Annotated in this window: 14 protein-coding genes; 4 read left to right on the forward strand and 10 right to left on the reverse strand. The window is 66.5% G+C overall.

Annotated elements, in window-relative coordinates; translation table 11 throughout:
- The first annotated feature begins 56 nt into the window (after positions 1-56).
- From ASE13_RS07155 to ASE13_RS07170, 4 genes are all read left to right on the forward strand, one after another.
- Positions 57-1418 (forward strand): AmpG family muropeptide MFS transporter, encoded by a 1362-nt coding sequence (locus tag ASE13_RS07155; RefSeq protein WP_056613041.1) that lies wholly within the window; start codon positions 57-59, stop codon positions 1416-1418.
- Positions 1418-2179 carry a tetratricopeptide repeat protein gene (locus ASE13_RS07160; RefSeq protein ID WP_056613043.1) on the forward strand — a complete coding sequence of 254 codons (762 nt, stop codon included), beginning with the start codon at positions 1418-1420 and terminating at the stop codon, positions 2177-2179. The genes ASE13_RS07155 and ASE13_RS07160 overlap by 1 nt, the downstream gene beginning before the upstream one ends.
- Positions 2176-2673: a DUF2939 domain-containing protein gene (locus tag ASE13_RS07165; RefSeq protein WP_056613045.1), complete on the forward strand. Its 498-nt coding sequence runs from the start codon at positions 2176-2178 to the stop codon at positions 2671-2673. Before ASE13_RS07160 ends, ASE13_RS07165 begins: the two co-directional genes overlap by 4 nt.
- A 256-nt stretch (positions 2674-2929) precedes the next feature.
- A complete protein-coding gene (locus ASE13_RS07170; protein ID WP_056613047.1) occupies positions 2930-4468 on the forward strand; it encodes a PQQ-dependent sugar dehydrogenase in 1539 nt (512 codons plus the stop codon).
- An 11-nt stretch (positions 4469-4479) separates the two neighbouring features.
- Here the strand turns inward: ASE13_RS07170 and ASE13_RS07175 are convergent, their stop codons facing one another.
- The 10 genes from ASE13_RS07175 to ASE13_RS07220 all read right to left on the reverse strand — a co-directional run bounded on the left by ASE13_RS07175 (position 4480) and on the right by ASE13_RS07220 (position 12328).
- On the reverse strand, positions 4480-4920 hold the full coding sequence (locus ASE13_RS07175) for a DUF6628 family protein (protein ID WP_056613050.1): 441 nt from the start codon (positions 4918-4920) through the stop codon (positions 4480-4482).
- A gap of 70 nt (positions 4921-4990) precedes the next feature.
- A complete protein-coding gene (locus ASE13_RS07180; RefSeq protein ID WP_056613053.1) occupies positions 4991-6304 on the reverse strand; it encodes a bifunctional folylpolyglutamate synthase/dihydrofolate synthase in 1314 nt (437 codons plus the stop codon).
- A gap of 112 nt (positions 6305-6416) precedes the next feature.
- A complete protein-coding gene (accD, locus tag ASE13_RS07185) occupies positions 6417-7277 on the reverse strand; it encodes an acetyl-CoA carboxylase, carboxyltransferase subunit beta (RefSeq protein WP_056613054.1) in 861 nt (286 codons plus the stop codon).
- The gene (gene trpA / locus ASE13_RS07190) at positions 7274-8080 is read right to left on the reverse strand and encodes a tryptophan synthase subunit alpha (RefSeq protein WP_056613057.1); all 807 of its coding nucleotides are present in this window, start codon (positions 8078-8080) and stop codon (positions 7274-7276) included. Before trpA ends, accD begins: the two co-directional genes overlap by 4 nt.
- A complete protein-coding gene (gene trpB, locus ASE13_RS07195; protein WP_056613059.1) occupies positions 8077-9321 on the reverse strand; it encodes a tryptophan synthase subunit beta in 1245 nt (414 codons plus the stop codon). The genes trpA and trpB overlap by 4 nt, the downstream gene beginning before the upstream one ends.
- Before the next feature lie 96 nt (positions 9322-9417).
- Positions 9418-10056, reverse strand: coding sequence for a phosphoribosylanthranilate isomerase (locus tag ASE13_RS07200; RefSeq protein WP_056613061.1), 639 nt, complete (start codon positions 10054-10056; stop codon positions 9418-9420).
- Positions 10056-10565 carry a GNAT family N-acetyltransferase gene (locus tag ASE13_RS07205; protein ID WP_056613063.1) on the reverse strand — a complete coding sequence of 170 codons (510 nt, stop codon included), beginning with the start codon at positions 10563-10565 and terminating at the stop codon, positions 10056-10058. The genes ASE13_RS07200 and ASE13_RS07205 overlap by 1 nt, the downstream gene beginning before the upstream one ends.
- A gap of 45 nt (positions 10566-10610) precedes the next feature.
- Complete coding sequence (locus ASE13_RS07210; protein ID WP_056613065.1) at positions 10611-11303, reverse strand: lysozyme inhibitor LprI family protein; 693 nt, start codon at positions 11301-11303, stop codon at positions 10611-10613.
- Between the two features lie 24 nt (positions 11304-11327).
- A complete protein-coding gene (gene pyrF / locus ASE13_RS07215) occupies positions 11328-12002 on the reverse strand; it encodes an orotidine-5'-phosphate decarboxylase (protein WP_056613067.1) in 675 nt (224 codons plus the stop codon).
- On the reverse strand, positions 11999-12328 hold the full coding sequence (locus ASE13_RS07220) for a hypothetical protein (RefSeq protein WP_056613069.1): 330 nt from the start codon (positions 12326-12328) through the stop codon (positions 11999-12001). The genes pyrF and ASE13_RS07220 overlap by 4 nt, the downstream gene beginning before the upstream one ends.
- Positions 12329-12506: the final 178 nt, after the last annotated feature.

The following is a 12506-nucleotide window of genomic DNA, read 5'->3' on the forward strand; positions in this document are numbered from 1 at the left end:
CTTCCTCTCCGCAACTTTTCGGCTAGTGTCGCGCGGAAGGCGAGAGGGAGCAAGGGATGGCGGACGGGGCGACTCTGGAGGAAGGCACGCGCGGCGGCTTCGTCGCGACGATGGCGCCTTATTTCCGTCCGCGACCGATCGCGGCGCTGCTGCTCGGCATCTCGAGCGGCTTCCCGCTGGCGCTGTTGCTCGGCACGATGACCTTCTGGCTCGCCAAGGTCGGCATCGACAAGAAGACGATCGGCTTCGCGATCGGATTGACCACGCCCTATACGCTCAAATTCCTGTGGGCGCCGCTGGTGGACCGGCTCAAGCTGCCCGTCCTCACGGGGCTGTTCGGCCAGCGCCGGGCATGGCTGTTCTTCGTCCAGGCATTGCTGTTCGCGTCGGTATGGATGCTCGGCGCGAGCCAGCCCGAGCTTCACCTCGGCCTATTCGCTTTTTGGGCGATCGCGACGGCGTTTCTCGGCGCGACCCAGGACATCATCATCGACGCATATCGCATCGAGATCCTTCCCGAGGACGAACTCGCGCACGGTACCGCGAACAACCAGTTCGGCTATCGGCTCGGCGCCTTCGCCGCGGGCGTGGGCACGATCGCGATGGCCTCGCCCGAGGGGCTCGGGCTAGGCTGGGCCAAGGCCTATGGACTGACTGGCTTCTGCGTTCTCCCCGGACTTCTCGCGGCGCTCTGGGCCGGGCGCGGACTGCATGATCGCGTGCTGAGCGCGGAGGGGCGCCAGTCGATCGGGCAATGGCTTCAGTCGACGCTGATCGGGCCGTTCCGCGAGTTCCTGATGCGGCGCGGCGCAGTGCTGATCCTGCTCTTCGTTCTGGTCTACAAGCTCGGCGACGCGATGGGGCAGTCGATGCTCAACCCGATGATCGTCGAGCTCGGCTTCAGCGACACCGAGTTCATCGCGATCAACAAGGTGATCGGATTCTGGGGGCTGATCGTCGGCACCGCATTGTCGGCGCCTTTGCTCGCCTGGCTTGGCATGGGCCGCGCGCTGTTCGTCTCGGGGGTGCTGATGATGTTGAGCAACCTGACCTTTGCGATCCTCGCGAGTCAGGGCCATTCCAATTTGTGGCTGACGATCGCGGTCGCGACCGAACAGGTGACCAGCGGGCTTGGTCTCACGATCTTCGTCACCTATCTCTCGGGACTGTCGAGTCTTGCCTATACCGCGACGCAATTCGCTCTGCTCTCGTCGCTCGCGGGTGTTGGACGGACCTGGCTGTCGAGCCCGGCGGGGATATTCGCCGAGCAGCTCGGCTGGGTCGGATTCTGGATCATGACCACAATCGTGGCGCTGCCCGGCATGGTGCTGTTGTGGTTCCTGTGGCGGAAGGGCTTCGTCGTCGAGAGCGTGCGCAAGGCGCGGGCAGGCGCAGAGGCGGTGGAGGCCAAGGCCTGATGCCGTTCCTCGTCGTCATCGGGCTGCAGGTGCTCTGTATCGTCCATCTGATGCGCACCGGGCGCAATCCGCTGTGGCTCACCGCGTTGATCTTCCTTCCCGTGGTGAGCGCGCTCGCCTATCTGATCGTCGAGGTGCTGCCGGGGCTGGGCAGCAACCGTCATGTCCGCACCGCCCGCGCCAAGGCGATCGAGACGATCGATCCCGAGCGCGAGCTGCGCGCCGCGCGCGATGCGCTGGGGCTTGCCGATACCGCCGCGAACCGGCTCCGCGTCGCCGATGCGCTGGCGGCGCTGGGGCGACACGGCGATGCGGTACCGCTCTATCGCGAGAGCATCGCGATGACTCCCGGCGATCCCGACGTGCGGAGCCAGAACAAGCTCGCATTGTCGCTGTTCGAGTCGGGCGCAGCGGCGGAATCGCTGACGCAGCTCGACGCTATTCCCGAACCCTCGGGACAGAGCGAGCGCGACCGGCAGGCGCTGCTGCGCGCGCGGGTGCTCGATCATCTCGGGCGCAAGCAGGAGGCACTCGACCTTTATGCGGACCTCGTCACGCGCATGCCAGGCGAAGAGGCGCGCTGCCGCTATGCCGCGCTGCTGATCGAGCAGGGCTGGAACCGCAAGGCATTGGGCGTGCTCGAGGAAGTCGAGGGGCGGATGCGCCGGTTGAGCCGGCACCAGCGCGCCGCGGATGCCGGCATGTATCGCTGGGCAATGGAGGCACTGGCTGGCCTCCGGGCGAAAGGCGTCGGCGCATGAGGCGCTGGCTGATCGCCGCCGCCGTGTTGCTGGTGATAGCTGGCGGCGGTTGGCTGTGGGGTTCGCCGTATCTCACGCTGTGGCAACTCAAAAAGGCGGCGGATACCGGCGATCTCGCCGCGATTTCGGCGAAGATCGATTACCCGGCAGTCCGCGCGGACCTGAAGACGCAGATGCACGAACGGCTAGGTCGCGGCGGCGGGTCGGCGCTCGACAAACTGGGAGCCGCGGTTGCCGAACGATTCGCCGATCCTGTAGTCGACGCGGCGGTTACGCCGGAAGGCATGCGTGCACTATTCGCGAGCACGGCGGTAGCCGATGCCGCGCGGCCGGAAACCTTCGGCGACAAACGGGGCGAGATGCGGGTGCGGCGCGACGCCTTGGGAGAATTCGTGCTGAGTCCTGTCGATGGCACCGGCCCGGAAATCACGTTCGAACTGCAGGGTCTGACGTGGCGAGTCATTGCGGTGCGCCTGCCGGGCAAGCTGCTCTAGAGAACAGCAAAAGAGAACAGCAAATCGATTTGGCGCAGACAGCCCTGCACCAAAAAAATGGTGACAATCTCATTACCGCTCGCTGCCGGCGAAACAAATCCGGTTATTGTGTCGCGGAAATCTCTTCTGGCGACCCCTTCCGTGTGATACGCTCTCACTCTATCGTTGGGGAGCGAAAGTCGTGTCAATTCAGGTTGTTGGGATCGACTGGTTAGATGCTGCGCAGAGCGGCGCGAAACATTGTCGTACCGCTCTTGTGGCGCTTGCCTGCGCGGGCGCAGTTTCGCTTGCGGGATGCGATGGAGGTTCCTCGAAGCCGACGCCGGCCCCCACTGCGACTCCTACACCGGTCAACGGCGCGCCGAGCTTCACCTCCGCCGCCACGGTCTCGGTGGCCGAATCCAGCGACGTCAGCTCGATCGTGTATCAGGCAGTTGCCACCGATCCCGAAGGGACGGCGCTCACTTATGCCATTGCCGGCGGAGACGATGCTGCCCGCTTTGCGATCACCCAGGCGGGAGCCCTCACCTTCGTTGCCGGCGCCAATTTCGAAGCGCCCGCTGACGCTGACCGGAACAATCAGTACAAGGTCAGGATCACGGCCAGCGACGGACAGGCCAGCGCCGCGCTGGATCTGGTGGTGACCGTGACCAATTTTCACGAGAATGCCTATCTCGTGCGGTATTGCGGCACCTCGACCTGCCAGGCGTCTCTCCAGGCAGTGACAGGCACGAGCTACGTAAGTGCCGCCGGCTCGCTCCGTTTGTTCATCGGCGGACAAAGAGGCGGAATCAGGGAATTCAGCTTCACCGCGCCGATGGTCGGTGGCGAGGCGGGGGTCCCCGTCGCAGGCAGCGGTGGCGACCGCGGACAGGTCAGCATTGCCGCGTTGCCGCGTGGCAGCTTCACTTCTCCTCGTGATCCCAACGGAGTCCTGCAATACTTCCTCTCGCTATATGCCGATGCGGCAGGCGATGTCATATTGTCACAAGTGAGCGGACAAAGCGTTCCGGAAACCGAGGTGGCCCGTCTCCGCATCCCGCATGCGCAATACGACAACAATTACGGCGGCTGGGTAGAATTGGGTCCCGACGGCAACATCTACGTTGCGACGGGCGACGGTGGCGGAGTGGGCGATCCCTTGGGCACGGCCCAGGACTCGTCCTCGTTGCTCGGGAAGGTCCTGCGCATCAGCCCCGACTTCTCGACGGTGACGGTGATCGCCAAGGGCTTTCGCAACCCCAATGGCGGGTTCTTCCACAACAACATGTTGATATTGGCGGACCGCGGGCAGGATCTGGCCGAGGAAATCAATTTGATTCCGCTCGACGGCACGGTGCGCAACTATGGCTGGCCCTATAAGGATGGCACCACCACGGTACGAGCCGGCGGACCGGCGGGCATGATCGACCCGATTGCCGAGTGCCGCCACGACGCGGTGCCGAACGCTTGCCACAAGATCGTGGGCGGCGTGGTCTATTCGGGCACCAACGCATCGCTTCAGGGCGCGTATATTTTCGGGGATCGCAGCGTCAATGGTCAGCCCGGTGCGCTGATCACACTTCCTGCGGCGCGGCTCGTCTTCGGCCAACCGACAATACAGGCGGCCGATATGGAGTGGCGAGGTGCGGACATGTTCGCTTATTCGCCGGGCAGCCTTGGACTGCCGGATCCAGCATATTTGATGTTGCGGCGCGGCACGCTCTACATGGTCAACTATTATCCCAATCCTCTTCCGCAGGGCAGCCGCCCGAACAGCGAAGTCTGGTATCTGGGCTGTCGAAATGGCTGCTGAGCGCGGCTGACTCAGGCCGGGGTTCCTCCCTCGAGCGGCAGCGCAAGGTCGGCAAAGGCATTGGCCAGCGCGTGCGCGGTGCAACCGATGCTCGCGGCATCGCGCACGCCGAGCAAATCGGCGAGGAGCATGTTGGCTCGGTCCGGATTCGTCCGAATCCGCGCGATCACTTCGAGCAGGGTCGCTTCAGGACCGGTCATGCGCGGGCAGCACCACGGCGCGATCTGGATCGGGCCGGCCGAGGCTGCCGACATCTCGGCCATCAGCGCCCGAAGGAGCACCAGCGGCCGCTGAAATCCCTTGCCGAACGCCGTGACGAAGGCGTGTGCGGTGCACGCGTCATGGAGCCCGTGCGCGCCCATCTGGCGGATGCCGAACAGCAGCAGCCGGGCGCCGGCATCCTCGGGCTGGAGCACGGGCAGGGCAGCGGCAAGGGTCTTGGTAGCGGACATGAACGACTCCCGCGTGAACGATGCGGGATTGTTGCCAGTCCGCTATTGCAAGTCAATCGCAATAACTGACTCAGTCGGGTAGTTCGTCGTTCGCTTCGAGCGCCATGCCGGCGAGATAGAGCGAACCGAGGATCAGCACGACCGGCGCGTCGTCCTGCGGGATGGCCGCAAGCGCCGTGGGCAGATCGGCTGCCTCGCCTGCCGCGAGGCCCGCGCGCCGGGCGAGATCCGCGAGGTGAGACGGGGCGTGGTGCGGATGACCGGGAACCGGAACGGCGGTGAGCGATCGGGCGATCGGCGCGAAGCGATCGATTACCGCAGCGGCGTCCTTGTTCGCGAGCATGCCGAGGACGAGATGGAGCGGGCGCCCCTGCGCCACACCGGCGGCAGCGCGACTCACTGCCTCGGCGGCGTTGGCATTGTGGCCGCCGTCGAGCCAGAGCTCGGCATCGGCGGGGAGCAGCGCCGTCAACGGTCCGGACGAGAGGCGCTGCATGCGCGCCGGCCAGCGCGCGTTGCCGGCGGCGGCACGCAGCGCGTCGTCCGGAATGGCCAAGGTGCGCTGGTGGCGCAAAGCGGCGATGGCGAGCGCGAGATTGGCCGGCTGGTGCGGGCCGGCCAGCGCGGGGAGGGGCGTGATCACCTCGCCTATGCCGTCGCGATAGTGCAGCGCGCCGTTTCGTGTTTCGAACGACCAGGCCTGACCCTGCGCGAGGACCGGTGCGGCGACGGTTTCGGCGAAGCGGTCGACCACGTCGGCGATGTCCGGGGAATAGGCCATCGTCACCAGAGGGACGCCGGGCTTGGCGATGCCTGCCTTTTCCGCGGCGATCTGCGCGAGCGTGTCGCCGAGGAACGACTGGTGGTCGATGCCGAGCTGGGCGATCGCCGTGATGGCCGGGTTCGGGATGACGTTGGTCGCGTCGAGGCGGCCGCCGAGGCCGACTTCGACGATACACGCATCGGCGGGCGTGCGGGCGAAGGCGAGGAAGGCGGCGGCGGTGGTGACTTCGAAGAAGCTCGCGCCGATGTCGCCTCCGGCATCGAGCACTTCCGCGAGCAGCGGGGCGAGTTGGTCGTCGGCGATCAGCGTGCCGGCGAGGCGGATGCGTTCGTTGAAGCGGACGAGGTGGGGGCTCGAATAGACGTGGGCGGTCAGGCCGGCGGCCTCGATCGCGGCGCGCAGAAAGGCGCAGGTCGAGCCCTTGCCGTTGGTGCCGGCGACGTGGAGGACGGGGGGGAGTCGCAGATGCGGGTTACCGACGCGGTCGAGCAATCGGGTGATGCGCTCGAGGCCGAGGATGTCGGCGCCGGGCGAGAGCGCGGTCAGGCGGTCGAGCTGGCGCTGGACGGCGGGATCGGTGGAAGTGGCGAAATCGGGCATTACTCCCTCTCTCCGCTTGCGGGGAGAGGGCCGGGGAGAGGGGCATGGACGAGAGCTGGCCGCACTGCCCCTCTCCCCAACCCTCTCCCCTGAAGGGGAGAGGGAGTTTTCGTCACGCCGCCGCTTTCGCGTCGACCAGCAGACCGATCAGGCGGCCGAGCACCTGGCGCAGATCCTTGCGGTGCTCGACCATGTCGACCAGGCCGTGGTCGCGATAATATTCGCTGGTCTGGAAATCGTCGGGCAGCTTTTCGCGGATGGTGTTCTCGATCACGCGGCGACCGGTGAAGGCGAGCGTCGCGCGCGGTTCGGCGATCTGGACGTCGCCGAGCATCGCATAAGCGGCCATCACGCCGCCCGAGGTCGGATCGGTGAGCACGACGATATAAGGCAGGCCCGCATCGTGGAGCATCTCGATGGCTACGGTGGTGCGCGGCATCTGCATCAGGCTGAGGATGCCCTCCTGCATGCGCGCGCCGCCCGAGGCAGTGAAGACGATGTACGGCGCCTTGGCGGCGATCGCGGCCTCGACACCGGAGATGAACGCCTCACCGACCGCCTGGCCCATCGATCCGCCCATGAAGGCGAAGTCCTGGACGCCGATCACGGCCTTCTGGCCGAGGATCGTGCCGCTGGCGTTGAGGAACGCGTCGGGCTCGCCGGTCGCAGTGCGGGCAGCCTTGAGGCGGGCGGGATAGGGCTTCTGGTCGCGGAACTTGAGGGGGTCGTCGACGACTCTGGGGCTGGTCAGCACCGTGTAGCTGCCCTCGTCGAACAGATATTCGAAGCGCCGTGCCGGCCCGATGCGCTCATGATGATCGCAGGTCGGGCAGACGTAGAGATTCTCCTCCAGCTCCTTGGAGAAGACCATCGTCCCGCACCCCTTGCACTTGTGCCAGAGATTGTCGGCGGTCTCGCCGGGGCGCGTGGTGACATAGGCGAGGGCGTTGCGGACGCGGCTGATCCAGCTCATGCGACTTCCTTGGGTGCGGCGAGCGCCGCGGAGAGGGATTGGATATAGGCGCGGACATGCGCGGGCGCTTGCGTGCCGTATTTGCCGACCAGATCGACGATCGCCGAGCCGACCACGACGCCGTCGGCGACGCGGCCGATCTGCGCCGCCTGTTCAGGGGTGCGGACGCCGAAACCCACCGCGATGGGTAGGTCGGTGGCGGCCTTGAGCTGCGCGATTGCGGTCTCGATCGAGGCCTGCGCGGCTTGCTGGAGCCCGGTGATCCCTGCGACCGAGACGTAATAGACGAAGCCCGAGGCGCCGGAGAGCACGGCGGGCAGGCGCGCCTTGTCGGTGGTCGGAGTGGCGAGGCGGATGACGTCGAGGCCGATTTCGCCGAAGGGGGCGAGCGTGTCGGCCTCCTCGGGCGGGATATCGACGCAGATGATCCCGTCGACGCCGGCATCGAGGGCCATCGCGGCGAAGCGGACGGGATCGGGGCGCGTCATGGTGTTGGCATAGCCCATCAGCACCAGCGGGACGTTCGCATGGCGCTGCCGGAAGGCGCGAGCGATCGCGAGCACGTCGGCGGTGCGCGTGCCGGCGCCGAGGCTGCGCAGGTTTGCAGCCTGGATCGCCGGGCCGTCGGCCATCGGATCGGTGAACGGCATGCCGAGCTCGATCACATCGGCGCCGCCCTCGACCAGCGCATCGAGGATGGCGTCGGTATCGCCGTCGCCGGCTGTCACGAAGGTGACGAGCGCGGCGCGGCGCTGCTCCTGCGCGGCGGCAAAGGCATTGGAGAGACGGTTACGTGCGCTCACAGGTCGAACCCCAGTGCGTCGGCGACGGTGAAGATGTCCTTGTCGCCGCGGCCCGAGACGTTGACGACGATGATCTGATCCTGCCGCATTTCGCGGGCCTTAACGGGCACAGCTGCGAGTGCGTGCGAACTCTCCAATGCCGGGATGATGCCTTCGAGGCGGCAGCAGAGCTGGAACGCGTCGAGCGCCTGGGTGTCGGTGATCGGCAGATAGTCGACGCGGCCGCTCTCGTGGAGCCAGCTATGTTCGGGGCCGATGCCGGGATAGTCGAGCCCCGCCGAGATCGAATGCGCCTCGGTGATCTGACCGTCTTCGTCCTGAAGCAGATAGGTGCGGTTGCCATGGAGGATGCCGGGGGCGCCGCCGGTGAGGCTGGCGGCATGCTCACCGGTCTCGATGCCCTTGCCCGCGGCCTCGATGCCGAGCATCGCCACGTCGGGATCGTCGAGGAACGGGTGGAACAGCCCGATCGCGTTCGATCCGCCGCCCACCGCGGCGATCAGCAGGTCGGGGAGGCGGCCCTCGGCCTTGAGGATCTGCGCGCGCGTCTCGGTGCCGATCACGCTCTGGAAGTCGCGGACGAGCTCGGGATAGGGATGCGGGCCCGCGGCGGTGCCGATGATGTAGAAGGTGTCGTGGACATTGGCGACCCAGTCACGCAGCGCCTCGTTCATCGCGTCCTTGAGCGATTGCGAGCCGCTGGTCACCGGCTGGACCTCGGCACCGAGCAATCGCATGCGGAAGACGTTGGGCTTCTGCCGTTCGATGTCCTTGGCGCCCATGAAGATCGTGCAGGGCAGCCCGAAGCGTGCCGCGACCGTTGCGGTGGCGACGCCGTGCTGCCCGGCACCGGTCTCGGCGATGATCCGCGTCTTGCCCATGCGGATCGCGAGCAGGATCTGGCCGATGCAGTTGTTGATCTTGTGCGCGCCGGTGTGATTCAGCTCCTCGCGCTTGAAATAGACCTTCGCGCCGTGCCCCGCGGGCGCGCTCTCGCGCAAAGCCTCGGTCAGCCGCTCGGCGTAGTAGAGCGGGCTGGGGCGGCCGACATAATGTTCGAGCAGATCGTCGAACTGGGCCTGGAAGGCGGGGTCGGCCTTGGCCGCGCGATAGTGGCGCTCGAGATCGAGGATCAGCGGCATCAGCGTCTCGGCGACGAAGCGGCCACCGAACTGGCCGAAATGCCCCCGCTCGTCAGGCAGGTTTCGCAGCGAATTGGGCAGGGTAACGGTATCGGGCATGCTCTGTCTCCGGAAGCTGGGTGCGTGGGCGCCGACGTGCGTCGTCAGGCGATCAGCGCCATCGATTTCCGAGGCAGAAGACAGAAGAGATACGGTTCAGCATTGCGCCACCGCTTTAAGGAAAGCGGCGATCTTGTCCACATCCTTGACGCCCGGCGCGGACTCGACGCCCGAGGAGACGTCCACTGCAGTGGCGCCGGTGACGCGGATCGCCTCGACGACATTGTCGGGGGTCAGGCCGCCCGAGAGCGCCCAGGGCACGGGATGGATATGCCCCTGCAGCAGCGTCCAGTCGAAGCGCAAGCCCATGCCGCCGGGGAGTGCGGCCGAATCCGGTGTCTTGGCGTCATAGAGGAGGCGATCGGCGGCGCCCGCGAAGCTCGCGGCGGGAGCGAGATCGGCGCGGGTCTTCACCGCGACTGCGGCCCAGACCTCGCAACCGGTGCGCGCGCGGATCGCCGCGGCGCGATGGGGCGTGGCCTTGTGGAGCTGGAGGATGTCGAGGCCTCCCGCGGCAATTGCGGCATCGAGCAGCGCATCGTCGGGATCGACGAACACGCCGGCCTTGCGCACACGATTGGGGACGCGGCCTGCCAGGCCTCCCGCCTGCTCGAAGGTCAATGTTCGCGGCGAAGGCGGGAAGAAGACGAAGCCGACCTGTGCGGCGCCCTGGGCGACCGCAGCGTCGAGCGTTTCGAGCGTCGAGAGGCCGCAGATCTTGGCGGTGATGGGCATCAGAGGTCCTTGACCAGCACGTCCATGAACAAGGGCGGATCGAGCGCGATCGGGAAGTCCCGCTTCTCGCCGGAGATGCGATAGCCGCGGCGCTCGTAAAATTCGATCAGCTTCCGGCGGACATCGATCACGGTCATTTCCATGCGGTGTGCGCGGAAGGCATTGCGTGCCGCGTCCTCGGCCGCGGCGACGAGCTGCTTGCCATAGCCGCCGGTCTGCAGCGTGGGATCGATGCACAACAGGCCGAGATAAGCGAGCCCGTCGCCGCGATCGCTCACCTGCACGCAACCGATCGTCGCACCGTCCTGCAGCGCGATCAGCAGGCGCTGGACCGGATCCTCGACGATCGCGGTGAGAGTCGAGATGTCGATGCGCGCGCCTTGGATAAGATCGGCCTCGTGCGTCCAGCCGCCGCGTGCGGTTTCGCCGCGATAGGCGCGCTCGATCACCGGGTGGAGCGCAGGCAGATCGTCGCGCGTGGCGACGCGGATCGTGACACTATTGGGCATGGCCGCGCTCTCTCGGACGCGCACGCGGCTTTGGCAAGAGGCAGGCTATTGGTTGCCGGCGACCCAATTGTTGGCGGGCAGGAAATTGTCGCTCAGGCCGTAATTGCCCTTGCAATAACGCTTGCAGCCGGCCGAGGCGGTGGTGTCGATCCGCGTGACGTGGCCGGTCTTGTCGCGGGTGAGCGCGAAATCGATCCTGCACGACCCCGCGCTCCAGCTCGATTTGACGGGCGAGACGCGCGTGGCGACGGCGCCGGCTTCGCTGTCGTTCGCCGGCAATTTGCAGAGCTCTTCGCCCTCGCGATCGCGGACCAGCGCGAAATCGAACGCGTTGCCGTCGATATGCGAGATCGTCAGCGTCGCGACATCGGAGGTCTTGTAGCTCGCCTCCCAGGTCTCTTCGTCGAAGTGATTGAGCGTATCGCGTTGGCGGGTGTAGTCGGCTTCGACGGCGGCCGGGTCGCAGCGCTTCGCGCAGCGGGTGCGCAGGAGCTGCTGCCAGTCGCGCTGCTGACTGCGGAAGCTTTCCTTGTCGAAAAGCTGCGCGAGCCGGGCCCTGTAGAGCGCGGCGACCTCGCTATCGAGTTTCGATAGCTTCGGACTGGCGCAGATCGTCTTTTCGAGCGGGTGGCTGGCCTTGGCACAGTCGAAGCTGGCGGACTGGAGCGGCGTTGCGGCGTGGAGGCCGAACCAGGCGAAGAGACAGGCAAAAAATCCCAAACCTACGATCCGCAACATCGCCGTCCCCCCGTTATAAACCCGCTATAAGGTTGCCTCTATCTCGCGCGCTGCCATGTCCGGATCCTGCGCCTGCGTGATCGGGCGGCCGACCACCAGGATCGAGGCGCCGGCGTCGAGCGCGGCACGCGGCGTGACCACGCGTTTCTGGTCACCCACCGTGCCGTTGGCCGGGCGCACCCCGGGAACGACGAAGAAGCCATCGTGCCAGAGTTTCTTCGCGGCGGCGACTTCCGCGCCCGAGCAGACGATGCCGTCCACGCCCGCCGATTTCGCGAGTTCGGCGAGCCGGACGACCTGCTCGTGCGGATCGGGAGCGAGCCCGATGGAAACGAGATCGCGATCGTCGAGGCTGGTGAGCATCGTCACCGCGACCACCTTGGTGCCGCTGGGGGCAGCCGCTTTGGCATCTTCGAGCATCGCGCGGCCGCCCGCGGCGTGGACGGTCAGGATCGCGGGCTCGAGCGGGCGCAACGCCTGGATCGCCTTGGCGACCGTGTTGGGAATGTCGTGGAGCTTGAGGTCGAGAAAGATCGGCAGCCCGATCTCCGCCATTTCGCGGACGCCCTGGCGGCCATTGGCCATGAAGAATTCGAGACCGAGCTTGATCCCGCCGACATGGTTGTGGACGCGCTGGGCGATCGCGCGGGCGCGCTCGATGTCCGGCGTGTCGAGCGCGACATAAATGCGCGAGCTCATGATCTGGGCTCGGCCAGTAGGGGGAGGCCGGGGGAAGCGGAGACGTCAGCAGCGGACTCGGGCGAAGGTGCGACCGCGCGCAGATCGGCGAGCGCGCGCTCGAGCCCGGCGAGCCGCTGACGCGACCGCCAGCGAAGCGCCTGGAAGGCGACGAGCGAGGGCAGCAGTCCGAGCAGGAAGACGAGGATGAGCAGCAAAGGCAGGCTGAAATCGGCGATGAGACCACCCCAGAGCCGGATTTCGACGCGCTCCCCGCCATTATAGATCACGAAGGCCGCGACGAGGCCGCCCAGCAACAGCCAGAACAGCACCTTCAGAAACCGCATGCCTCTCCCTTCCGCTGTGGAGGCGCAACGATAGTCGCACATCGTGCACTTTGCCAACTCTCCCTCTCCCCTTGTGGGAGGGGGAAGGGGCCCGCTCGCGAAGCGAGTGGGAAGGGTGAGGGGGACGTAGCCTTCTCATCTGTTCCCCTCACCCTTCCGCCGACTTCGTCGGCTCCCT

It is taken from the genome of Sphingomonas sp. Root241 (assembly GCF_001428865.1).
In the GTDB taxonomy this organism is placed as follows: Bacteria; Pseudomonadota; Alphaproteobacteria; order Sphingomonadales; family Sphingomonadaceae; genus Sphingomonas.

Excerpts from the sequence above, each read along its gene's own strand:
- ASE13_RS07200 (WP_056613061.1), bottom strand. The coding sequence starts at position 10,056 with ATGCCCATCACCGCCAAGATCTGCGGCCTCTCGACGCTCGAAACGCTC.
- ASE13_RS07220 (WP_056613069.1), bottom strand. The coding sequence starts at position 12,328 with ATGCGGTTTCTGAAGGTGCTGTTCTGGCTGTTGCTGGGCGGCCTCGTC.
- pyrF (WP_056613067.1), bottom strand. The coding sequence starts at position 12,002 with ATGAGCTCGCGCATTTATGTCGCGCTCGACACGCCGGACATCGAGCGC.
- ASE13_RS07165 (WP_056613045.1), top strand. The coding sequence starts at position 2,176 with ATGAGGCGCTGGCTGATCGCCGCCGCCGTGTTGCTGGTGATAGCTGGC.
- ASE13_RS07155 (WP_056613041.1), top strand. The coding sequence starts at position 57 with ATGGCGGACGGGGCGACTCTGGAGGAAGGCACGCGCGGCGGCTTCGTC.
- ASE13_RS07175 (WP_056613050.1), bottom strand. The coding sequence starts at position 4,920 with ATGTCCGCTACCAAGACCCTTGCCGCTGCCCTGCCCGTGCTCCAGCCC.
- accD (WP_056613054.1), bottom strand. The coding sequence starts at position 7,277 with ATGAGCTGGATCAGCCGCGTCCGCAACGCCCTCGCCTATGTCACCACG.
- ASE13_RS07180 (WP_056613053.1), bottom strand. The coding sequence starts at position 6,304 with ATGCCCGATTTCGCCACTTCCACCGATCCCGCCGTCCAGCGCCAGCTC.
- ASE13_RS07210 (WP_056613065.1), bottom strand. The coding sequence starts at position 11,303 with ATGTTGCGGATCGTAGGTTTGGGATTTTTTGCCTGTCTCTTCGCCTGG.
- ASE13_RS07160 (WP_056613043.1), top strand. The coding sequence starts at position 1,418 with ATGCCGTTCCTCGTCGTCATCGGGCTGCAGGTGCTCTGTATCGTCCAT.
- ASE13_RS07205 (WP_056613063.1), bottom strand. The coding sequence starts at position 10,565 with ATGCCCAATAGTGTCACGATCCGCGTCGCCACGCGCGACGATCTGCCT.
- trpB (WP_056613059.1), bottom strand. The coding sequence starts at position 9,321 with ATGCCCGATACCGTTACCCTGCCCAATTCGCTGCGAAACCTGCCTGAC.